General features: G+C 71.0%; 22 protein-coding genes. 12 read left to right on the top strand and 10 right to left on the bottom strand.

Annotated features, from left to right (window positions below; translation table 11 throughout):
• Nucleotides 1–31: 31 nt before the first annotated feature.
• Entirely contained in the window at nt 32–1,000 is a 969-nt protein-coding gene (locus tag ABD932_RS27165) for a diacylglycerol/lipid kinase family protein (protein ID WP_345016182.1), read from the bottom strand.
• 362 nt (nt 1,001–1,362) lie between these two features.
• Between ABD932_RS27165 and ABD932_RS27170 the strand changes: the two genes are divergently transcribed.
• Nucleotides 1,363–1,809, top strand: a complete 447-nt coding sequence (locus ABD932_RS27170; RefSeq protein ID WP_345016184.1) for a hypothetical protein — start codon at nt 1,363–1,365, stop codon at nt 1,807–1,809.
• Between the two features lie 37 nt (nt 1,810–1,846).
• Here ABD932_RS27170 and ABD932_RS27175 read toward each other — a convergent pair whose 3' ends face one another.
• The 3 genes from ABD932_RS27175 to ABD932_RS27185 form a co-directional block, all read right to left on the bottom strand.
• Nucleotides 1,847–2,977 carry an RNA polymerase sigma factor SigF gene (locus ABD932_RS27175; RefSeq protein ID WP_345016186.1) on the bottom strand — a complete coding sequence of 377 codons (1,131 nt, stop codon included), beginning with the start codon at nt 2,975–2,977 and terminating at the stop codon, nt 1,847–1,849.
• A 17-nt stretch (nt 2,978–2,994) separates the two neighbouring features.
• On the bottom strand, nt 2,995–3,408 hold the full coding sequence (locus tag ABD932_RS27180; RefSeq protein ID WP_004925829.1) for an ATP-binding protein: 414 nt from the start codon (nt 3,406–3,408) through the stop codon (nt 2,995–2,997).
• A 269-nt stretch (nt 3,409–3,677) separates the two neighbouring features.
• A complete protein-coding gene (locus tag ABD932_RS27185; protein WP_345016188.1) occupies nt 3,678–3,938 on the bottom strand; it encodes a UBP-type zinc finger domain-containing protein in 261 nt (86 codons plus the stop codon).
• Between the two features lie 150 nt (nt 3,939–4,088).
• Here ABD932_RS27185 and ABD932_RS27190 point away from each other — a divergent pair, with 150 nt between their 5' ends.
• On the top strand, nt 4,089–5,684 hold the full coding sequence (locus ABD932_RS27190) for a Na+/H+ antiporter (protein WP_345016190.1): 1,596 nt from the start codon (nt 4,089–4,091) through the stop codon (nt 5,682–5,684).
• A gap of 7 nt (nt 5,685–5,691) precedes the next feature.
• Here the strand turns inward: ABD932_RS27190 and ABD932_RS27195 are convergent, their stop codons facing one another.
• Nucleotides 5,692–6,606, bottom strand: coding sequence for a 1-aminocyclopropane-1-carboxylate deaminase/D-cysteine desulfhydrase (locus tag ABD932_RS27195; protein ID WP_345016192.1), 915 nt, complete (start codon nt 6,604–6,606; stop codon nt 5,692–5,694).
• A gap of 58 nt (nt 6,607–6,664) precedes the next feature.
• The gene (locus tag ABD932_RS27200) at nt 6,665–7,255 is read right to left on the bottom strand and encodes an N-acetylmuramoyl-L-alanine amidase (protein ID WP_345016194.1); all 591 of its coding nucleotides are present in this window, start codon (nt 7,253–7,255) and stop codon (nt 6,665–6,667) included.
• Nucleotides 7,256–7,559: 304 nt separating this feature from the next.
• On the opposite strand from ABD932_RS27200, the gene ABD932_RS27205 reads away from it, so the two are divergent.
• The 3 genes from ABD932_RS27205 (at nt 7,560) to ABD932_RS27215 (ending at nt 11,276) form a co-directional block, all read left to right on the top strand.
• On the top strand, nt 7,560–8,966 hold the full coding sequence (locus ABD932_RS27205; RefSeq protein WP_345016196.1) for a family 2B encapsulin nanocompartment shell protein: 1,407 nt from the start codon (nt 7,560–7,562) through the stop codon (nt 8,964–8,966).
• A gap of 113 nt (nt 8,967–9,079) precedes the next feature.
• On the top strand, nt 9,080–10,165 hold the full coding sequence (locus ABD932_RS27210; RefSeq protein ID WP_345016198.1) for a family 2 encapsulin nanocompartment cargo protein polyprenyl transferase: 1,086 nt from the start codon (nt 9,080–9,082) through the stop codon (nt 10,163–10,165).
• 502 nt (nt 10,166–10,667) lie between these two features.
• Nucleotides 10,668–11,276 (top strand): GNAT family N-acetyltransferase, encoded by a 609-nt coding sequence (locus tag ABD932_RS27215; RefSeq protein WP_345016201.1) that lies wholly within the window; start codon nt 10,668–10,670, stop codon nt 11,274–11,276.
• 40 nt (nt 11,277–11,316) lie between these two features.
• Here the strand turns inward: ABD932_RS27215 and ABD932_RS27220 are convergent, their stop codons facing one another.
• Nucleotides 11,317–11,907: a TetR/AcrR family transcriptional regulator gene (locus ABD932_RS27220; RefSeq protein ID WP_345016203.1), complete on the bottom strand. Its 591-nt coding sequence runs from the start codon at nt 11,905–11,907 to the stop codon at nt 11,317–11,319.
• Between the two features lie 122 nt (nt 11,908–12,029).
• Here ABD932_RS27220 and ABD932_RS27225 point away from each other — a divergent pair, with 122 nt between their 5' ends.
• From ABD932_RS27225 to ABD932_RS27245, 5 genes are all read left to right on the top strand, one after another.
• Nucleotides 12,030–12,614 carry a dihydrofolate reductase family protein gene (locus ABD932_RS27225; protein WP_345016205.1) on the top strand — a complete coding sequence of 195 codons (585 nt, stop codon included), beginning with the start codon at nt 12,030–12,032 and terminating at the stop codon, nt 12,612–12,614.
• 26 nt (nt 12,615–12,640) lie between these two features.
• Nucleotides 12,641–12,877, top strand: a complete 237-nt coding sequence (locus ABD932_RS27230) for a hypothetical protein (protein WP_345016207.1) — start codon at nt 12,641–12,643, stop codon at nt 12,875–12,877.
• A 108-nt stretch (nt 12,878–12,985) separates the two neighbouring features.
• Entirely contained in the window at nt 12,986–13,399 is a 414-nt protein-coding gene (locus tag ABD932_RS27235) for a YciI family protein (protein ID WP_345016209.1), read from the top strand.
• Between the two features lie 52 nt (nt 13,400–13,451).
• Nucleotides 13,452–14,678 carry an RNA polymerase sigma factor gene (locus tag ABD932_RS27240; RefSeq protein ID WP_345016212.1) on the top strand — a complete coding sequence of 409 codons (1,227 nt, stop codon included), beginning with the start codon at nt 13,452–13,454 and terminating at the stop codon, nt 14,676–14,678.
• A 9-nt stretch (nt 14,679–14,687) separates the two neighbouring features.
• Complete coding sequence (locus ABD932_RS27245; RefSeq protein ID WP_345016214.1) at nt 14,688–15,020, top strand: DUF952 domain-containing protein; 333 nt, start codon at nt 14,688–14,690, stop codon at nt 15,018–15,020.
• Nucleotides 15,021–15,245: 225 nt separating this feature from the next.
• Here the strand turns inward: ABD932_RS27245 and ABD932_RS27250 are convergent, their stop codons facing one another.
• The gene (locus ABD932_RS27250; protein ID WP_345016216.1) at nt 15,246–15,983 is read right to left on the bottom strand and encodes a VOC family protein; all 738 of its coding nucleotides are present in this window, start codon (nt 15,981–15,983) and stop codon (nt 15,246–15,248) included.
• Nucleotides 15,984–16,144: 161 nt separating this feature from the next.
• Between ABD932_RS27250 and ABD932_RS27255 the strand changes: the two genes are divergently transcribed.
• Together ABD932_RS27255 and ABD932_RS27260 are read left to right on the top strand one after the other, a co-directional pair.
• Nucleotides 16,145–17,299, top strand: coding sequence for an inorganic phosphate transporter (locus ABD932_RS27255; protein WP_345016218.1), 1,155 nt, complete (start codon nt 16,145–16,147; stop codon nt 17,297–17,299).
• Between the two features lie 73 nt (nt 17,300–17,372).
• On the top strand, nt 17,373–17,603 hold the full coding sequence (locus ABD932_RS27260; RefSeq protein ID WP_250089171.1) for a hypothetical protein: 231 nt from the start codon (nt 17,373–17,375) through the stop codon (nt 17,601–17,603).
• A 151-nt stretch (nt 17,604–17,754) separates the two neighbouring features.
• Here ABD932_RS27260 and ABD932_RS27265 read toward each other — a convergent pair whose 3' ends face one another.
• Together ABD932_RS27265 and ABD932_RS27270 are read right to left on the bottom strand one after the other, a co-directional pair.
• Nucleotides 17,755–19,215 (bottom strand): glycosyltransferase family 39 protein, encoded by a 1,461-nt coding sequence (locus ABD932_RS27265; RefSeq protein WP_345016222.1) that lies wholly within the window; start codon nt 19,213–19,215, stop codon nt 17,755–17,757.
• Nucleotides 19,216–19,542: 327 nt separating this feature from the next.
• Entirely contained in the window at nt 19,543–20,376 is an 834-nt protein-coding gene (locus ABD932_RS27270; RefSeq protein WP_345016224.1) for a M55 family metallopeptidase, read from the bottom strand.
• Nucleotides 20,377–20,449: the final 73 nt, after the last annotated feature.

Raw genomic sequence — 20,449 nt, forward strand, 5'->3', positions numbered from 1 at the left:
GTTCGAGTGAAAGGACTTTAGCCCGTTCCGCTCACACAATCACACGCAGTGCACGGCGTACGCCTGTGAACGTCACGCTCGTACGCAGCCCGAGGTGGTCGCCGTCCATCTGGAGGGGCAACGGCACCTTCGAATGCAAGGTGAACTGGTCCAGGTCGTGCAGGGAGGCCGCGTGCTTCCCGTGGGGTCCGCGCTCGGGGGACGAAGTGAGCAACTGGGTGCCATATCGGGCAACCGCGGCGGTCGTCATTCGGCTGAGACCGAGTACGTCGAGGCCTTTATCGAACGAGGCCTTAGGCGACGCGTACATCGGATGATTGCCCAAGAAGGTCCACGGGGACGTGTTCGAGACTATGGAGAGGACCAGATCGGTCACCGGCTCCGCGTCCGGACGCTCCAGGGTGATCGTTCCGTGGCGGCGGTGCGCCTCGCCGAAGAACTGGCGCAGGGCCTGGCGGACGTAGAGAGCGTGTGTGGATTTTCTGCCGCGCTCGCGCTGCTGCTCGACGCGCCCGACCACGCCGGCATCGAAGCCGAGGCCCGCGTTGAAGGTGAACCAACGTCCCGGTACCCCTTCGTCCTCCGTGCCCGGGGTGCCGGTGGTCAGCCCCAGGCCGACCGTACGTTCGCTGCCCTCGCGCAGGGCGTCGAGCAGGGCGCCGGTCGCCTCCACGGCGTCGTTGGGCAGGCCGAGGGCGCGGGCGAAGACGTTGGTGGAGCCGCCGGGGACCACGGCGAGGCGGGGGAGGTGGTCCGGGTCGGGGCCGTTGTGCAGCAGTCCGTTGACGACCTCGTTCACCGTGCCGTCGCCGCCGAGGGCGACCACCAGGTCGACGTCGTCGCTGTCGGCCGCCTGTCGACCCAGGTCGCGGGCGTGGCCGCGGTACTCGGTGGTGACCGCCTCGAGTTTCATCTCGCTGGCGAGCGCATGGATCAGGACATCGCGCGTACGTGCGCTTGTGGTGGTTGCTGCCGGATTGACCACGAGAAGTGCACGCATGACTGGCAGCGTACCTACTGGGGGGTACCGGGCACAGGTCGAGGTTGGGATCTAGTAAGAGAACGGGCGTGAGTCTCGACACGGGGGACTGCGTCGGGCTTGGCCGTGGTTTTGGTGCGGCCGGTTTTCGGGGGTGCCCGGCGTTGGTGCGGGCCCTGCTGGGGGCTGCCGCCCCCAGGCCCCCGCTTCGGCCCGGAAGGGGCCTCGTCCTCAAACGCCGGACGGGCTGACATGCCTGGGCCGGCGCCGAGACGTCGGGCCGGGAGCTCGTCCTCAAACGCCCGACGGGCTGAAAATGGCTGACCTGGCCGCGCACAGGTGTTGGCGGGGAGGGCGATGTTGCCTGGGGCTACCCTTCAGAGGTGACCAAGGAGCAGACCCCCACCACCCCTGAAACCACCGGTCCGCGTCCGCGGCGGCTGACGTATGCCGCGGTGCTCACCGCGCTCGAAGGGCTGGGGCTTGCCGTCGGCGGGCTGTGGGTGCTCGTGCGGGGGCTCGCCGGTGACCCGGACGACCGGCAGCAGGCCGTCACGCTCGGGGTGACGCTCGTCGTGCTCGCCCTGTTGCCGTTGCTCGCCGCGCGGGGGCTCCTCGCTCAGCGCAGTTGGAGCCGGGGGCCGTCCGTCATCACGCAGATTCTGGCGCTGCCGGTGGCCTACAGCCTGTTGCAGGCCGACAGCATCGCCATTCCGGCGGGGATCGCGATCGCCGTGGTCGCGATCACCACCCTGGTATTCCTGGTCAACCCGGCGACGACCCAGGCCCTCGGGATCCGGGGGCCCGGCGACGCGCAGGATCAGAAGTAGCCGTCGGCTCCGGTAGTCGTCGGCTCCGAAGGGGTCGTCACTCCTCCACCAGCAGCTTTTCCCGCAGCTGAGCCAGCGTGCGGGCCAGCAGCCGGGAGACGTGCATCTGGGAGATGCCGACCTCCTGCGCGATCTGCGACTGGGTCATGTTGCCGAAGAAGCGCAGCAGCAGGATCCGCTTCTCGCGCGGCGGCAGGTCCTCGAGCAGCGGCTTCAGGGACTCGCGGTACTCGACGCCCTCCAGCGCCTCGTCCTCCGCGCCGAGGGTGTCGGCGACCGCCGGGGACTCGTCGTCCGTGTCGGGGACGTCCAGGGACAGGGTGGAGTACGCGTTGGCGGACTCCAGGCCCTCCAGGACCTCCTCCTCCGAGATCGACAGCTTCTCGGCGAGTTCATGGACGGTGGGGGAGCGGCCGTGCTGCTGGGACAGCTCCGCGGTGGCCGTCGTAAGGGCGAGACGCAGCTCCTGGAGGCGCCGCGGTACCCGCACCGCCCAGCCCTTGTCGCGGAAGTGCCGCTTGATCTCGCCGACGACCGTCGGGGTCGCGTAGGTCGAGAACTCGACGCCGCGCTCCGGGTCGAACCGGTCGACCGACTTGATCAGGCCGATGGTGGCGACCTGGGTGAGGTCGTCGAGCGGCTCGCCGCGGTTGCGGAAGCGGCGCGCGAGGTGCTCGACGAGCGGCAGGTGCATACGGACCAGCTTGTTGCGCAGCTCGGCGTACTCCGGGCTGCCGTCCTTCAGCTTGCGCAGCTCGATGAACATCGCGCGCGCCCCGCTGCGGTCCTGAGGGGCGTGCTGCGTCGCCTGTGCGCTGTGCGCGCCCATCGCCTCGTCCTCGGCGTTTCGCTCGTGCTCGCTCATCGTCCTGCCCGTCGCCCTCTCCCGAGCCCGCGCCTCTACTCGGGCAGGGGAGACCCCGATCCGCCCGCCCAGAGGCGCGCCCTGCACGGCACCTTCGTCATCCCGCCTGTCGCCCAGGAGGCCCGCCTCCACGGAGTCGTCCTCCGGGTGAGGCCGCGCCTGCTCGGGGATGCCGTCGATGCCGTCGACCATGCGTCGGGATCCGCTCGGGCCGTCAGGGCCCGCCCCCTGGCTCTCGGCTCCGTCCGAGCAGGGGGGAGTGCTTTCCGGCAGCTCCCGTGTGCCGCGCTCTTCGTCCCGCACCGGCCCGTCCCCGTTCCTCACGCCGGCCCGGGTCCCGCGCCGCGCTGTTTGTAGAGGCTGATCGAAACGGTTTTGTCCTCGTCCACGGCGGAGGAGACCTTGCCCGCGAGAGCGGACAGGACGGTCCAGGCGAAGGTGTCCCTGGAGGGGGCGTGGCCGTCCGTGGTCGGGGCCGAGACGGTGACCTCGAGCGAGTCGTCGACGAGTCGGAAGACGCAGCTGAGCACCGAGCCGGGCACGGCCTGCTGGAGCAGGATCGCGCAGGCCTCGTCGACCGCGATGCGCAGGTCCTCGATCTCGTCGAGGGTGAAGTCCAAACGGGCCGCGAGACCGGCAGTCGCCGTACGCAGCACCGACAGGTAGGCACCCGCAGCCGGCAGCCGGACTTCCACGAAGTCCTGGGTCGCGGGCTCGCCTGCGATCTGGGACACCCTCACCTCCAAGGTGGTACAAGCTTCTCGGGGCCGAGGGTCGCCCCCCGGGGTAACGCGATGTGTGGTTCAGCGGTGACGCTATCGCGCTCTGAACTTTCCTGTCCCCAGGACCCCAACCCCTTGCCGTCACTCACAGTAAACCTGTGGATACGCTCCGTGTCTAGGGGTCTGCGGCTCCAATTGGGAAGAGCGCGCGCCGGGTTGACGTACCCAGGCGTCAGACGGTCGAACCGTCCGGATCCCCGGTCGTCCAGCGTACGTCGCCGTCACACCAGTACGTGGTCGACGAAGCACCACCGCCAGCGCTCGCCGGGCTCGAACGTCCGCATGACCGGGTGCCCGGACTCCTTGTGGTGCCCGGTGGCGTGCCGTCCCGGCGAGGAGTCGCAGCAGCCGACGTGACCGCAGGTGAGGCACAACCGCAGTTGCACCGGGTGCCAGCCCTCCGCCAGACACTCGGGACAGGTCTCGCTGAGCGGACCTGGTTCCGGGTGCGGCAGCGCGTCGGCGTGCGTGCACTGTTTCATGATTGCCAGGTTACGACGGGCACGCGCGCGAGGGCGCGGAAAATCGAGGGCGGGCTGCGGCGACCATGAACGACGGCGGGCGAAGACCATGAACGGGTCGCCGGTGGGGCGGCGCGGACTCGGGCGAGCGGTGATGGGTGGGCGAGGCGCATGGATGTGATGCCGCTGTTGTTGCTGGTGGCGGGGAGCGCGGTGGTGGCCGCGGCGGCACGGCGGACGCCCGTGCCTGCACCCCTGCTGCTGGTGGCCGCCGGACTGGCGATCTCCCAGGTGCCGGGCGTGCCCGACTACACCCTCGACCCGCACATCGTCCTGCCCCTGGTGCTGCCCCCGCTGCTGCACAGCGCGGCGACGGACAGCTCCTACCTCGATCTTCGGGCTCAGCTGAGGCCCGTGATGCTGCTGTCGGTCGGCTACGTCCTCTTCGCGACCTTCGCGGTCGGCTGGATCGCGTATCTCGTCGTCCCGGGACTGCCGCTGACGGCGGCGCTGGTGCTGGGTGCGGTCGTCGCGCCGCCGGACGCGGTCGCGGCGACGGCGGTCGCACGCCGGGTGGGCCTGCCGTCCCACATCACCACGATCCTGCAGGGCGAGTCCCTGGTGAACGACGCCACCGCGATCACCGCCTACCGGGTCGCCCTCGCGGCCGCCGTAGGCGAGGGCGCCACCTGGGCCGGCGGCATCGGCGAGTTCCTGCTCGCGGCGGTCGGCGGCATCGGCGTGGGGCTGGTGCTGATGGTGCCGATCCACTGGCTGCGCACGCACCTCAAGGAGGCGCTGCTGCAGAACACGCTCTCCCTGCTGATTCCGTTCGTCGCGTACGCCGCCGCAGAGCAGGTACACGCGTCCGGCGTGCTGGCCGTCGTGGTCGTCGCGCTGTTCCTGGGACATCGCGCGTGGGAGGTCGACTTCGCCACCCGGCTCCAGGAGGAGGCGGTGTGGCGGATGGTCGCGTTCGTGCTGGAGTCGGCGGTGTTCGCGCTGATCGGACTGCAACTGCCGGTGGTCCTCAAGGGCCTCGGCGAGTACGAGGGCAGCCGCGCCGCCTGGTACGCCATCGCCGTCTTCGCCGTGGTCGTCGTCTCGCGCTTCGTCTGGGTCTACCCGGCGACCTTCCTGCCGCACCTGCTGTCGGCGCGGATCCGCGAGCGCGAGGCGGACCTGACCTGGAAGGGCCCGTTCATCATCTCCTGGGCCGGCATGCGGGGCGTGGTCTCACTGGCCATCGCCTTCTCGATCCCGCTCACGGTGAACGGCGGCGAGCCGTTCCCCGAGCGCAACCTCATCCTCTTCCTGACCTTCACGACGGTCATCGGCACACTCGTCGTCCAGGGCGTGACCCTGCCACCCCTGATCCGTGTGCTGAAGCTCCCCACCCCCGACCCACAGGCCGCGACCCTCGCCGAGGCGAACGCCCAGGCCCAGGCCTCCCGCGCAGCCGAACGACGCCTCGAGGAACTCCTCTCCGACGAAGCCAACGCCCTGCCCGCACCCCTCGCCGACCGCCTGCGAGCGGTCCTGGAACGCCGCCGCAACTCCGTCTGGGAACGCCTGGGCCAGGCCAACCCCCTCACCGGGGAGTCCGTCGACGACACCTACCGCCGGCTGTCCCGTGAGGTGATCGGCGCCGAGCGGGCGGTGTTCGTGAGGTTGCGGGACGGCCGCTACATCGACGACGAGATGCTGCGAACACTCCTGCGCAGGCTGGACCTGGAGGAGGCGGCGGCCTATCGGGAAGCCCAGTGAGGCCCGGTCACCCGCTGAACGGCGCCCCGGAGACGACGGCAGCGATCACCGTCCCGCGCGGGAAGGCCCCCTCCTCGGCAAGGACGACAAGTCCGTACAACAACTTGGCGACATAGAGACGCTCGACGGCCACCCCGTGCCGCTCCTCGAAGTCCGCGGCAAAGGACTCCAGTGAGGGGGGCGTCCGGGCATACCCCCCGAAGTGGAACCGCTCGTCCAGCCACCACTCACCCCGAGGCCCCCCGAACGCCGAGGCCTGCAGCCCCCGCACCTCATCCGCCAGGAAGCCACCCTTGAGGACGGGCACGCCCAAGGCCCGCTGACCGTGCTCGAGCCCGGCGGCGAGCCCCGCCAGCGTCCCGCCCGTACCGCAGGCGACCGCGACCACGTCGGCCTGCCCGCGCAACTCCTCACCGAGCGCCTGGCACCCCCGTACCGCAAGGGCATTGCTCCCGCCTTCGGGCACGACGTAGGCGTCCTCGGCGCCGATGCCGCGCAGAACGGTCCTCAGCGTTTCCGGCTCGGACTTGCGCCGATACGTCGACCTGTCGACGAAATGCAGCCGCATACCGTCGGCCGCACACCGCGCGAGCGACGCGTTGAGCGCCCGGTCGGCCAGCTCCTGACCACGCACCACCCCCACCGTGGACAGCCCGAGAAGCCGCCCCGCGGCGGCGGTGGCACGCAGGTGATTGGAGTAGGCACCACCGAAGGTGACGACGGTGCGCCCCGCGGCAGCAGCCAGATTCGGCGCGAGCTTGCGCCACTTGTTGCCGATCAGCTCCGGGTGGATCAGATCGTCGCGCTTGAGAAACAGCCGCACACCACGACGCCCGAACCGCGGGTCGGCCACCTCCTGCAAGGGGGAGGGAAGCCGCGGACGGAGGACGGCGAGATCGGGCACGGCGTCGGGGCTGTTCACCTGCCCATTGTCGCCCGGCGCCCTACGCGGGGGATGCCGCGTAACCCCACCCACCGCCCTACTTCAACCGCTCCCGAATCCGCTCCCGCATCCAAGCCATGGTGAACCCCCGCGGATCCACCTTCCCCGGCTGCCACTCCAGATGCCCGATCACCGACCGCTCGGTCCACCCGTGATGACGGCAGATCGCCGCCGAGACCCGCTCGATCGCGTCCAGCTGCGGCTCCGGCCAAGGATCCTGGCCGTCCCCCAGGTTCTCGCACTCGAAGCCGTAGAAGTGCCGATTGCCGTCGGTGTTCGCCTCGTTGTCGGGCGGCAGCGCCTTCTCCGCGATGACCGCGCGCAGGACGTCGTCGTCGCCGAGACCGGCGTGGTTGGCACGGCCGTAGCCGACCAGGTGGACCCGGCCGTCCTTGGTGATCACACCGTGGCACAGCGGCCCCGGCAACCCCTCGTAGCCGTTGCGGCAGAGCTCCACCGTGTGCGCGCTGCCCTTGGTCACGGTGTGATGGATCATCACGCCGTGGACAGGACCCCAAGGGCCCACATGATTGCGATTGTGGTGCTCCCAGTCGCCGACTTCGACGACAGTGACACCTTCGGCCCCAAGTCTCTCCAGGAATCTGCTCGCGGGCATGGGTGAGGCCATGACCGCCTCCTTCGCACCGTGCGTCGGCCGCCTCGCGCAGCCGCCCCGTACCCACCCCTTACCGAAAACGGCAGGAAACGACTCCTCGAATCGCACGGCGTGCGAGCCGTTTTGGCCAGGTGGAGGTCGGTGGCGGCCACGACACGACTGGACAGGCGGCCCCTATTTGCCCAGTGGCCCGGTGATCCATTCCCGCTCTTTCGGGTAATAGCACAGACACACTCCGTGATGAAAGGCTCGTACCGCAGATCGCGATGCGCGGCGCCAGATCGGTGCCGGGGCATGACCGGGAGGGCAATTCCTTATGTCGGTAGGCGAAGAGGTCCGCACGGAGCAGGGCAAGCCGCAGCAGAGTCTCGGCACTGCGGCCGCGCGGAACCTGGCCACCACGACCAAGTCCGCACCCCAGATGCAGGAGATCAGCTCCCGCTGGCTGCTGCGCACCCTGCCATGGGTGAACGTTCAGGGCGGCACGTACCGCGTGAACCGGCGTCTGACCTACGCCGTTGGGGACGGACGCATCACGTTCGTGAAGACCGGCGACCGCGTCGAGGTGATCCCCGCAGAGCTGACCGAACTGCCGGCGCTGCGGTCCTACGAGGACGAGGACGTGCTGTCGGAGCTCGCCCAGCGCTGCCAGCAGCGCGAGTTTGCGGCGGGTGCCGTGATCGCCTCGTTCGGCAGCCAGACCGACGAGGTGTACCTGCTGGCGCACGGCAGGGTGGAGAAGCTAGGCACGGGGCCCTATGGGGAGGACGAGTCCCTGGGCGTCCTCGCCGACGGCGCCTACCTCGGTGAGCAGTCGTTGCTCGACTCCGACGCCATCTGGGAGTACACGGTCCGCGCGGTCACCGCCTGCACGGTGCTCGTCCTGCCCCGCCAGGACGTCGAGCGGATCGCGGAGCGCGCCGACTCCCTGCGGGCGCATCTCGAAAGTCTGCGGGCCATCCCCGAGCAGCGCACCAACAAGTACGGCGAGAAGGAGATCGACCTCGCCGCCGGCCACAGCGGCGAGCCCGACATCCCGCACACCTTCGTCGACTACGAGGCCAGGCCCCGCGAGTACGAACTGAGCGTCGCCCAGACCGTACTGCGCATCCACACGCGCGTGGCCGACCTCTACAACCAGCCGATGAACCAGACCGAGCAGCAGCTCCGGCTGACCGTGGAGGCCCTGAAGGAGCGGCAGGAGCACGAGCTCATCAACAACCGCGAGTTCGGGCTCCTCAACAACTGCGAGTACGACCAGCGGCTCCAGCCGCACGACGGCGTGCCCAGCCCCGACGACATGGACGAACTGCTCTGCCGGCGGCGCGGTACCAAGCTGTTCCTCGCCCACCCGCGCGCGATCGCCGCGTTCGGCCGCGAGCTGAACAAGCGCGGACTCGTCCCCGAGACCATCGAGATCGCCGGCAACCGCATCCCCACCTGGCGCGGCGTGCCGATCTACCCGTGCAACAAGATCCCGGTCACCGAGGCCCGTACGACCTCGATCATCGCCATGCGTACGGGCGAGGCGGAGCAGGGCGTCATCGGGCTGCAGCAGGCGGGCATCCCGGACGAGATCGAGCCGAGCCTGTCCTGCCGGTTCATGGGCATCAACGAACAGGCCATCATCAAGTACCTGGTGACGGCCTACTACTCGGCCGCGGTTCTGGTGCCGGACGCCCTCGGTGTGCTGGAGAACGTCGAGATCGGGCGCTGGAGGTGACGTTTCCGCACCTGGAGGCCGTGTCCCCGCGGGGAAGGGCGGGTAGACCCCCGTCGTATGCGCCCAGCCGCAGCGGAAGCGCCACCGTCCGCGGACTCTCCGAGGGGGATCCCATGGCCGAGTCGACGACGCGAACGACGCGGCGCACCAGCGTGACCGGTCCGCTCGACGGGCCCGAGGCGGCGGTGATCCTGGAGCGGGTCCGGGCGTCGGTCGACCCCGAACTGCGCGCCGCGGTCGATTCGTTGCCGGGTTCCATGCGCCGGATCGCGCGCTACCACTTCGGCTGGGAGCACGCGGACGGCACTCCGGCGGCGGGCAACGCGGGCAAGGCGATCCGGCCCGCACTCGTCCTCACCGCGGCCGCAGCGCTCGGCGGACCGCCCGCGCGGGCGTCGGCCGTACCGGCGGCCGTCGCGGTGGAACTGGTCCACAACTTCACGCTGTTGCACGACGACCTGATGGACCGGGACACCACTCGTCGGCACCGGCCCACCGCATGGACCGTGTTCGGCGACGCCGACGCGATCCTCGCCGGGGACGCTCTCCAGGCGCTGGCCCTGCGACTGCTCGCCCAGGACACGAACCCGGCGTCCGCGGCGGCCGCCGCCCGGCTCGCGGACTGCGTCGTCGAACTGTGCGCCGGCCAGCACGCGGACACGGCGATGGAGAAGCGGGGCCCCGGCGACGTCGCCCTCGACGACGTTCTTGCCATGGCCGAGGCCAAGACAGGTGCCCTGCTGGGGTGCGCCTGTGCCCTCGGGGCGCTGTACGCGGGGGCGGCGGACGAGGACGTGGCGGCGTTGGACGCGTTCGGCCGTGAGGCCGGGCTCGCCTTCCAGCTCATCGACGACGTGATCGGTATATGGGGCGACCCGAGCCACACCGGCAAGCCGGCCGGCGCGGATCTCGCCGCCCGCAAGAAGTCCCTGCCGGTCGTCGCCGCGCTGACCTCCGGTGGTCCGGCGGCGGCGGAACTGGCCGCGCTGTACGCAGTGCCGTACGACGGCGAGGACGAGGAGGGCGTCGCACGGACCGCGCTCGCCGTCGAGCGAGCGGGTGGACGCGACTGGGCACAGGCCCAGGCCGCCGACCGGATGGCCCGCGCCATGCAGGAACTGGCCCGCGCGGTCCCCGACCCGGAGGAGGCGGGCGGACTGCTGTCCCTGGCGGAGTTCGTGACCCGACGGAGCAACTGAGCGGCAGCCGCAGCCGCAGCCGCAGCCGACGACCGCACTGATCGTTGATCGAGGCCACGGCGCCGGACAGCTCCCGGCACCTGCGGCCGTAAGAGCAAGGCGGCGACTGACGGTCGACGACCAAGGCCACGGCGGCCGACGGCCGCGAGACCTGAAGCCGCGGCGACTGACGGCCGCAAGACCCGAAGCCACGCGGCTGACGGCCGCAAGACCCAAGGCCACGCGGCTGACGGCACAAGACCCAAGGCCACGCGGCCGACGGTCGTCCAGACCCCCGGGCCCCCCGGGGCCGTACGGTTCCTGACCCCGTACGGCCGCCGAAGGGCTCCGGGCCGGCGGGTCCCGCACATCCCCACGGTGTGCGGGGCCCGTTCTCGTGCACCGCATCGCACCGCACCGTCCCGCCCACCGGCCAGATCTCGACAAAACCGGGTCCGCGGACGGCGCCGACGCGCCAATCCCCCTACGATCAAGGCCGGTTGACGCGAAGGGGCGGGTGTACATGGGCGTGGCGATCCGGACGGCGGGCGAGGGGGACCGGGAGCTGGTGGTGCGGCTGCTGGACGCGGCCTTCCAGGACGATCCGGTCAGCGGCTGGGTGTTCCCGGGTGCGGAGCGCCGCCGTATCAGGCACCCCGGGCTCATGGCCGCGTTCACCGACATCGTGCTCGACGACGGCCGTATCGACGTCACCGAGGACGGCACGGCCTGCGCGCTGTGGTTGTCCATACCGGCGCAGGACCACGGACTCGATCCCGAGCACGCCGACGACGAAGGCCCCGCCCGACTGCGCGCCGAGGTCGATCCGGACAACGAGCGGGTGGAGCAGATCGCCCGGCTCACCGCCGGCATCCACCCCTCCGGCGCCGCTCACGCCTACCTGTGGATGATCGCCGTCGCCCCCGAGCACCAGGGCCAGGGCCTCGGCACCGCCCTCATCACCTCGGCCCTCGACCGCTGCGACCGGGACGGCCTGCCCGCCTACCTGGAGGCGAGCAACGCCCGCAGCCGGAAGCTGTACGAGCGCCTCGGCTTCGACCTCAAGGGCCGTCCCCTCGACCTCCCGGAGGGCCCCCGCATGTGGCCGATGTGGCGGGAACCGCGCGGCTGAGTCACCGCCCCCACCACACCGCCCCGCCGCGCCGCCCCCTCTACCCCTCCGGTACGACCGTCGCCACGATCCGCTCGACCAGTCCCTCCGGCACACCCACCCCGGGCAGGACGCCGTCCAGCACGCCCGGCAGGGTCAGGTGCTCCAGGATCAGCCCGAGCATCGCGAGATAGAGCACGGTGACGGTCTCGTCGCCGCCGGGCAGCCCGGCGTCCCGGTGGAACTCCATGCCGTACTCGAGGTCGCCGCGCACCGACTTGGTGAAGGAGGCGCGCAGTTCGGGGCGCCGGGTGGCCTCCAGGCGCATCTCCAGCAGGGCCAGATAACCCGTGCGGTCGCGGGTCGCGCGGGCCATCAGGTCGTGCATGAACGCCGTGACCAGCGAGCGGTCCTTCGGTCTCGTCAGCAGCCCGGCCAGTACGTCCGGGTCGGGCGCGAGCCGGACGTGCAGCCGGGCGTCGATCTGGCGGAGCAGGTCGTCGCGCCCGGTGAAGTAGTTGGAGGCGGTGCCGACCGGCACCCCTGCCTCGGCGTCCACCGCACGGAACGTCAGTCCCCGCGCCCCCTGACGGGCGAGCACCTCGACGCCCGCGTCGACGAGGGCGGCCCTGCGCTCCGGATTGCCCGCCATTCGGAATCCCCTCTCTCACTTTCACCCGGTCCTGGAAATACCCTTGCAACCACTACAAGCGAAGTACTACAACTGAAGCACTGCAACCGGAGTGGTTGACCAGCCTACGGAAAGAGACCGGCTTGCGAAAGCTCACGTACTTCATCGCCTGTTCGATCGACGGCTTCATCGGCGACCCGAGCGGCGACGCGTCGGCGATGTTCGCCTTCCTCGACGCGGAGTTCCTGGAGTTCCTCAAGGCGGAGCACCCGGAGACCATCGCGACGCACGGCCGCCGTGCCCTCGGCTGCGACGACCTGGCCAACAGGCGGTTCGACACCATCGTCCAGGGCCGGGGCAGCTACGACCTGGCCCTGAAGGAGGGCATCACCAGCCCGTACGCCCATCTGCGCCAGTACGTAGCCTCGCGCACCCTGGCCGAGTCGCCCGACCCGCAGGTCGAGATCGTCTCGGACGACCTGCTCGGCAAGGTCCGCGAACTCAAGGCGGAACAGGGCGAGCTGGGTATCTACCTGTGCGGCGGCTCGCAGCTCGCCGGCGCGCTGCTCGACGAGATCGACGAGCTCGTCATCAAGACCTACCCCATCGTGTACGGCACGGGCATGCCGATGTTCGGCTCGGAATTCGCCGTCACGGAGTTCGCTCTCGACGGTGTGCGGACCTTCGGCAACGGCGTCGTGGTTCGTACGTACAGCAGGAAGCGCTGAGCGGTCTCCCGCCCTACTCTGAGGACATGGGCAGCGAAGAGCACGTCTGTCCCGCCTGCGGACAGCCCGTCGATACGGTCGTCCGGCGCCACAAGACGCTGGGCGCATGGGTCCCCACCTGGGTGGCCGGCCCCTGCCGGAACCCCGAGTGCGAGGAGTACGCCGAGGAAGGCGCCGAGCACGAGGAGAAGCGCGAGCCGAGGCACGAGCCGAAGCGCGAGCAGACCGGCTCACCCGGCACACCCACCGCGCAGAATTCCTAGCCGAAGAATTCCCGAGCCCTGTGTCGAGAATCTCCGTCCGGCTCCGACGTCCCCTGTGAAAGCCGCCCACGAGGGTGGCGAGCCGACGGAAACCGAAGGAGTTCAGTCATGAAGTACCTGGTCATGGTGCAGGGCACGCAGGCGGACTACGAGGCGATGCAGGGCAAGGCGTCCGAGCACTCCGTGGCCTGGAGCCAGGAGGACGTCCAGGCGATGTACGCCCACATGCAGGCCATCAACGACGACCTCGCCGAGACCGGCGAGATGGTCGACGGGCACGGTCTGGCCGAGCCCGCGAAGGGCCGGCACGTCACGCTGGGCGACGACGGCAAGGCAGTGATCACCGACGGGCCGTACAGTGAGACCAAGGAGCTACTGGCCGGCTTCTGGGTGCTGGACTGCGCGAGCCTGGAGCGGGTCACCGAGATCGCCGAGCGCGTCCTGCGCTGCCCCCAGCCCGCGGGTGCCCCCGAGTACCCCGTGGTGATCCGGCCCATCGACGACGGCGCCGGGGACGTCTGAGCCGTACACCTCGGACGCCAGAGCAGTAGAACCGGAGACCTCCGAGTCGTAGATGAGCGCCACACCCGAGACCGAGGACCTGCTGCGCCGCCACGCGCCGCAGGTCCTCGGCGCGCTGGTGCGGCGGTACGGCCATTTCGACACCGCCGAGGACGCCGTACAGGAGGCCCTGCTCGCGGCGGCCGAGCAGTGGCCGGGGACCGGCGTCCCGGACAACCCGCGCGGCTGGCTGATCAGGGTCGCCGCACGTCGGCTGACCGACGCCCTGCGCGCCGAGGAGGCCCGCCGGGCCAGGGAGGACAAGGTCGCGGCGCTGACACCACGTGACGCCTTCACCGCCCCGCCGCCGGGAGCCGAGCGCGCTCCCCGCGAGGACGACACCCTCACCCTGCTCTTCCTCTGCTGCCACCCGACCCTGACCCCGCCCGCCCAGATCGCCCTCACCCTCCGCGCCGTCGGCGGTCTGACCACGGCCGAGATCGCCCGCGCCCACCTCGTGCCCGAGGCGACGATGGCCCAGCGCATCAGCCGGGCCAAGCAGAAGGTCCGCGGCGTGCGCTTCGGACGGCCCGACAACTGGGAGGACCGGCTGCCCGCGGTCCTGCAGACCCTGTACCTGATCTTCAACGAGGGCTATACGGCGACCTCGGGCGCCGGCCTCCAGCGCCGGGACCTCGCCGGTGAGGCGATCCGGCTGACCCGCGAGGTCCACCGCCTCCTCCCCGGCGACGGCGAGGTGGCCGGTCTGCTGGCCCTGATACTGCTCACCGACGCCCGCCGCGACACGCGCACCGGCCCGCACGGCGAGCTCGTCCCCCTCGACGAACAGGACCGCGACCGCTGGGACAAGGCCGCGATCGAGGAGGGCGTCGCGCTGGTCACCCGCGCCCTGTCCCGGGGGCCCGTCGGCCCGTACCAGCTGCGCGCCGCCATCGCCGCCGTCCACGACGAGGCGCCCTGCGCGCGGGCCACCGACTGGCAGGAGATCCTCGGCCTCTACGACGTCCTGGTCCGTCTCGTCCCCGGTCCCGTCGAGCGCCTCAACCGCGCGGTCGCCGTCGCCATGGTCCGCGGCCCACGCGCGGGACTGGCCGAACTGGCCGCGCTGGAGGACGAGTTGGGTACAGGGCACCGCCTGGACGCGGTCCGCGGCCACCTCCTGGAGCGGTCGGGCGCCCACGACGAGGCCCGGGCCGCCTACGAGTCCGCCGCCGCGAAGACCCTGAGCCTGCCGGAGCAGCGCTATTTGCACGCGCGGGCGGCACGGCTGAAGCCGTAGCGTGGGCCCATGCCCGAACAGACGCACATCCTCCACATCACCGAGCGCTCCCTGTGGGACGCGGCCCGCGAGCACGGCACGTACGAGATGTCGACGCGTGGTCGCACCCTCCGGGAGGAGGGCTTCGTCCACTGCTCGACCCGCGCCCAACTGCCCGCCGTGGCGTCCTTCCTGTACGGCTCCTACGACGGCCCCGACGAACTGGTGGTGCTGGTCGTGGACCCGGCCCGGCTCGACGTGCCGCTGAAGTACGAGGCGCCGGAGCCCGGGGGCGAGGAGTTCCCGCATGTGTACGGGCCGATTCCGGTGGACGCGGTGGTGGCCGTGGAGCCGTGGCGGTGACGGGTCGCCGCAGGTTATGGCGGCGGTTCGTGGTGGCGTGGGTGATCGCCGTGGCCGTCGCGGGCGGGGCGACGCTGTGGTTGCGGGACTCGGCCGAGCCTCCGGACCGTACGGGTGGGAGGAGGCCAGTCCGACGCCGTCACCTCCGGAGGGCTGGGAGTCGGCGTGCGCGAGGGCCACGCCCGATGAGAACGGCCAATCGCTCTGCTTCGTCAGGACCCGGCCCTAGCCGGCCAGTCCCCCCGTCTCCGGATCCCGGCCGGTCAGGCAGTACGTACCGCCCGCGGGGTCGCGCATCACGGTCCAGTGGGCCCCCTGGGCGACGACGGCCGCGCCCAGCTCCTCGTGCCGGGTCCGGGTCGCCGCGATGTCCGCGCAGGCGAGGTCCAGGTGGGCGGAGGCGGGGCGCTCCTCGCCGAGCCGCTGGAGCAGGATGCGGATCGGCAGCCCGGGCGGCGGCTTCAGCACCTGGAACTCGGGGCGGGAGCCCGGCGCCGACGCCCAGTCGGCCAACAGGGCGCTCCAGAAGGCGACTTCGGCGTCGTACAGCGAGGGCGGTACGTCGACGCAGACCTGGTCGAGCCGGCTCCCGCGCACCACGGGCGGCCGCGCCGACTCCCCGTGCCAGGGCACGGCGCAGAACAACTGCCCGGCGGGCGACCGCAGTACCGCCCACCCCTCGTGCTCGGCGGCGATGCCCGCGCCCAGCCGGAGCGCCGACTTCACGAAATCCGGTACGTCGTCCACGGCGAAGTCGAGATGCGCGCCGCCGCCGCCCGAGTCGACCCCCTGGGCCTTGACGCAGGCGTCGGCCCCGTCGCCCGGCAGCAGCGTCACGAACTCCCCCTGCTCACCGCGGAACTCGGACAGCCGGGTGTCCGTGACCGCGGTCCAGAAGGTGTGCGCCCGGTCGAAGGACCCGGCGGGGCGGTCGATGAAGGCGTAGGTCCAGCGGATGCTCATCGGGCGATCGTAGATCCGCCGAGGCGTGGCGGGCCCGGCATATTTCGTACGGCGTCCACCACGCCGGCTTTGCAGGACCCTTACCAACCGCGCGCCGGTTCCTGGGACACGCTTTGCCATCAGTTCCCCGCATATTGGCCCGCGCTTGTTTGCATTGGGGAATGGACCACATCACGTTCCTGGTGGCGGTCGTCATCGTGACGGCCCTCGCTTTCGACTTCACCAATGGATTCCACGACACGGCGAACGCGATGGCCACGTCCATCGCCACGGGGGCGCTCAAACCGAGGGCAGCGGTACTCATCAGTGGCGTCCTGAACGTCATCGGCGCATTTCTGTCCACCGAGGTCGCCAAGACGATCTCCGGTGGCATCGTGGACGACACACTCGTCTCACCGGGCATGATCTTCGCCGGTCTCGTCGGGGCGATCCTGTGGAATCTGCTCACCTGGCTGGTCGGGCTGCCGTCCAGCTCGTCGCACGCGCTGTTCGGCGGGCTGATCGGGGCCGTCTGGGTGGGTGCGGGGTCGCATGGCGTGCACTTTGACAAGGTTGTCGAGAAGGTGCTGATCCCGGCGGTGGCCTCGCCGATCGTGGCGGGGGTCGCGGCGCTGCTGGCCACGTACCTGGCGTACAAGCTCACCTCTCGGGCCCGCAAGCAGTCCGTCACCAAGGGATTCCGCCTCGGCCAGATCGCCTCGGCCTCGCTGGTCTCGCTGGCCCACGGCACCAACGACGCGCAGAAGACGATGGGCGTCATCACGCTGACCCTGATCTCGGCCGGCGCGCTGGGCCACGACGCCGGCCCGCCCCTGTGGGTGATCGCCTCGGCCGGTCTGGCGATCGGCCTCGGCACCTACCTCGGCGGCTGGCGGATCATCCGCACGATGGGCAAGGGCCTGACGGAGATTCAGTCCCCGCAGGGCTTCGCCGCCGAGACGGCCTCCACGACGGTGATCCTCACCTCGGCCCACCTCGGCTTCGCCCTGTCCACCACCCAGGTCGCCTCCGGCAGCATCCTCGGCGCGGGCCTGGGCCGCCGTCTGGCGGAGGTCCGCTGGGGCGTGGCCGGCCGCATGGTCGTGGCCTGGCTGGTCACCCTGCCCGCGGCCGCGCTGGTGGGCGGTGTCTCGGCGAGCGCGGTCAAGCACGGCGGCAACGTCGGTACGGCCGTGGTCGCCCTGGTCGGCGCCGCCGTGGCCGCCGCCATCGTGCTCGTCTCCCGCCGCAACCCGGTGTCCGCGCACAACGTCAACGACACCCACGAGGTCACCGTCCGCGGCGCGGAGCCGGAGCAGGTCGGCACGGCCGCCTGACGCGGCGGTCGCCCGAAAGTCGAAAGTCGTCCGAAAGTCTCCTGAGAGTTTCTGGGAAAGGGGAGTTCACACCATGAACCTCGACTGGACCGCACTCGGCCAGGTCGCCGCGGTGAGCCTCGCCGTCACGGTGGCCGTGGTCGCCGTCTTCGCCCTCGGCGTGCTGGGTCTGGCCCGTCACGAGGGGGCGCGCGAGGAGGGCGGCACGTCCACCCTCGGCTCCGCACAGGCCGGGCTGTGCTTCCTCGCCTGCGCGGCGGTGGTGGCGTACGGGATCTATCTGATCGTGCCGCAGTTCCACTGAGGGATCCGATCCCGCGGACAGCAGCGAAGGCCCGGCCGGAGCGTCGGCCGGGCCCTGGGGCTGCGCCTGCCTTCGCCTCCGCCTGCCTTCGCCTCCGCCTGCCTTCCCCTTCGTCTGCCTTCGGCTGCGCCTGCCTTCGGCTCCGCCCGCCCTACGGCCGTTCCGGCCCGAGCCGCTCGTACACAGTCACCCGCCGCCCGCGGACCTGCTCGTCCGCCACCACCCTGAAGTGCTCCTCCAGCACGGCGGTCTTCACCTTGTCCCGCTGGTTCGACAGGGGTCGGGCCACGTCGGGCGCGTCGGTGACCAGCAGTATGCGCCGCTGGGCCAGCATCGCCGACCGTATCCGGGCCGGATCCGCCTCCTCGCCCTTCAACGTCCCCGACGCCACCGGGTCTTCCGCCAGTGCGACGTCCCGCAGGCCGGTGAAGTGTCCGGGGGAGACCAGCGCGGTGTCGCGCCGGGCCGCGGGGATGAACACGACCGCGTCCCCGTTCTCCTTCAGCCGCCGTACGTCGGCCGCCACCGCCAGGACGTCGTCCACCCGGCTGGCCGGGGACCGCTTGGCCAGCGACTGCGGCAACAGTGCCGCCATCGCGACGGCGACCACCGCCGGGACGAGCCACAGCGAGGCTCTCGGGAAGCGCGGTCGGATCGCCCGTACGGCCGTGCCCAGCGCCGTGCCGATCAGCAGCGCCAGGCCGAGCAGGCTGAACAGGATGTAGCGGTCCAGGAAAAGGGGTCGGACCAGGGACAGGCCGATGAGGCCGAGCTGGGGTATCGCCAGCAGTGGCAGCCCGACGGCCGCGACGGACAGCCGGCCCGCTCGCGGCCGGTCCAGCAGGGCCCCGAGCCCGCCGATCGCCAGCAGGATCGCCGGGCCGATCAGCATGTGCCAGGTGAGCGGCGGGATCCAGGAGACCTGGTTGGACTGACGTCGGCTGAACAAAATCAACGGCAGTACGGCGGCGACGGCGACTGTCGCGGCCACCGTCCAGCGCACGCGGGTCCCGCGCCGGGCCCGGGTCCAGAGCAGGGTCGCCAGATGGGCAGGCAGGATCAGCAGCGAGAGCCAGTTGAGCAGCCCGCACAGCGCGACCGTGCTCCCGTACGCCACCCAGTGCCCGGCTCGGCCACGCTCCTGCAGGACAGTCACCAGCAGCAGGGTCGACAGCGCCGCCCCGGCCGTGACCAGCGCGTACGGCCGTCCCTCCTGGAGGTGGAACTGCACGGCCGGAAGCAGCCCGAACGCCAGCCCTGCGGCGAGGCCCGCCCACACCCCGGCCAGCCGTTGGCCGATGACGGTGACGCAGGCCGCCGCGACCGCCGCGGCCAGCACGGAGGGCAGCCGCAGCGTGGTGGTACCGGCCCCGAAGCACTCGAACAGGCCGTGCATCAGCAGGTAGTAGAGCCCGTGCACGGCGTCGACCTGCCCCAGCATGTGCCAGATGTCGCCGGCGGACCGCTGGGCCACCTGCCAGGTCGCGGCCTCGTCCCGCCACACGCTGTTGTGCCGGGACAGCCCCCACAGGCCGAGGGCGAGCGTCCAGAGCAGCGGTATCGGCCAGAGGGGCGGGCGGCGGCGCAGGGGTTTCTCCCGGGGGATCGACATCCGGTACGGCGGGGGCCGACCCGCCGGGTGATGTGGTCCCCCACACGCCCGCTGCTTCGGAGCACGCCGACGCACGCCTCGGCCGAGAAGGCCGAGACGGGATCCGAGCGGTGCTCAAACTCCCCCGTGAACCCACCCGCCTCGAAGATTGGCCGAGGGGATGGACATGCCAGAACCTACGGGACGGTTACCACCCGCAGCCACTGTTCGCCGCGTGAACACAATCACCGGGAATGCAGGCAACCTTGAGCTCGTGACATCGCCCCAAATGTCTCATTCACCGGCTATTGAGGGGTTGTCATCTCCGGGAAGCCGACGGCATGGCGGTCAGCAGTACGGCGGTTGGTTGGTCAGCGAGGCCGCCACCCGCATCCACACCCCGAAGAGCCGATACAGGCCGGGCAGTGCGCCTTGAGCCTGGACGGTTCGGCTGTCTGTCGAGGTGACCCCCGGAATTCCCAGGAGGGTGGCGGCCACGGAGGCCGACTGCCAGCGGACGGTGAGGGTGGACGGGGCCGCCGAAGCGACCGCAGGGGGCGTCAGGGGTGCGGAGAGGCTGGAGGCGACGGCGTCCTCGATCGCTCTTCTGGCTTCGTCCGCCGGGCGCAGCTCCGCTGCGAAGCGGTCGTGCGCGTACTTCACGGCCACGGTGGTGACGGAGGCGTCCCACTCCGTCATCTCCGTGCAGGCGCCGTCGTCACCGGTGAGGACCGCCACCGGCACCCCGAGGGCCGCCGCGGTGGCATGGGCCAGGCCGATCTCGCCCACCGGCCGGCCGTCCAGCCAGATGTCCTCGATCTCATGACCCATGAAGCTGTGACTCAGCACGCCGAGCGCGCCGGCCCGCGAGTGGTAGCCGACGCAGATCACCGCGTCGTGCTCGGGGGCGAGTCCTTCGAGCATGCCCATCTGCTTGGGCTTGCCGCGAATGAGGCGGGCAGCCGGGTGCAGAGCGTCCGGCAGCAGGTTGCGCATGGGCCCGTGCGCGTCGTTGACGGTGATGTCGGTGGCGCCCGCTGCGAGGGCACCCCGGACGGCTGCGTTCACGTCCTCCGCCATCGCCTGCCGTCCCCGCTCGTAGTCCCGTCCGCCGGGTTGGACATCCTGGGCATCCACGAGTCCCGTGACGCCTTCCATGTCCGCGGTGATGTAGATCCGCACGCTGCGCACTCCTCAACCTTGATCGTCTCGAAGACGTCTGCCGCTCCTCCCGCGGTTCCTTCACCGCGCGGCG

Origin of the sequence: Streptomyces shaanxiensis (assembly GCF_039537145.1) — a bacterium.
GTDB lineage: Bacteria > Actinomycetota > Actinomycetes > Streptomycetales > Streptomycetaceae > Streptomyces > Streptomyces shaanxiensis.

Excerpts from the sequence above, each read along its gene's own strand:
- ABD932_RS27190 (WP_345016190.1), top strand. The coding sequence starts at position 4,089 with ATGGATGTGATGCCGCTGTTGTTGCTGGTGGCGGGGAGCGCGGTGGTG.
- ABD932_RS27205 (WP_345016196.1), top strand. The coding sequence starts at position 7,560 with ATGTCGGTAGGCGAAGAGGTCCGCACGGAGCAGGGCAAGCCGCAGCAG.
- ABD932_RS27255 (WP_345016218.1), top strand. The coding sequence starts at position 16,145 with ATGGACCACATCACGTTCCTGGTGGCGGTCGTCATCGTGACGGCCCTC.
- ABD932_RS27265 (WP_345016222.1), bottom strand. The coding sequence starts at position 19,215 with ATGTCGATCCCCCGGGAGAAACCCCTGCGCCGCCGCCCGCCCCTCTGG.
- ABD932_RS27245 (WP_345016214.1), top strand. The coding sequence starts at position 14,688 with ATGCCCGAACAGACGCACATCCTCCACATCACCGAGCGCTCCCTGTGG.
- ABD932_RS27210 (WP_345016198.1), top strand. The coding sequence starts at position 9,080 with ATGGCCGAGTCGACGACGCGAACGACGCGGCGCACCAGCGTGACCGGT.
- ABD932_RS27185 (WP_345016188.1), bottom strand. The coding sequence starts at position 3,938 with ATGAAACAGTGCACGCACGCCGACGCGCTGCCGCACCCGGAACCAGGT.
- ABD932_RS27215 (WP_345016201.1), top strand. The coding sequence starts at position 10,668 with ATGGGCGTGGCGATCCGGACGGCGGGCGAGGGGGACCGGGAGCTGGTG.
- ABD932_RS27230 (WP_345016207.1), top strand. The coding sequence starts at position 12,641 with ATGGGCAGCGAAGAGCACGTCTGTCCCGCCTGCGGACAGCCCGTCGAT.
- ABD932_RS27260 (WP_250089171.1), top strand. The coding sequence starts at position 17,373 with ATGAACCTCGACTGGACCGCACTCGGCCAGGTCGCCGCGGTGAGCCTC.
- ABD932_RS27200 (WP_345016194.1), bottom strand. The coding sequence starts at position 7,255 with ATGGCCTCACCCATGCCCGCGAGCAGATTCCTGGAGAGACTTGGGGCC.
- ABD932_RS27235 (WP_345016209.1), top strand. The coding sequence starts at position 12,986 with ATGAAGTACCTGGTCATGGTGCAGGGCACGCAGGCGGACTACGAGGCG.
- ABD932_RS27165 (WP_345016182.1), bottom strand. The coding sequence starts at position 1,000 with ATGCGTGCACTTCTCGTGGTCAATCCGGCAGCAACCACCACAAGCGCA.
- ABD932_RS27220 (WP_345016203.1), bottom strand. The coding sequence starts at position 11,907 with ATGGCGGGCAATCCGGAGCGCAGGGCCGCCCTCGTCGACGCGGGCGTC.
- ABD932_RS27250 (WP_345016216.1), bottom strand. The coding sequence starts at position 15,983 with ATGAGCATCCGCTGGACCTACGCCTTCATCGACCGCCCCGCCGGGTCC.
- ABD932_RS27240 (WP_345016212.1), top strand. The coding sequence starts at position 13,452 with ATGAGCGCCACACCCGAGACCGAGGACCTGCTGCGCCGCCACGCGCCG.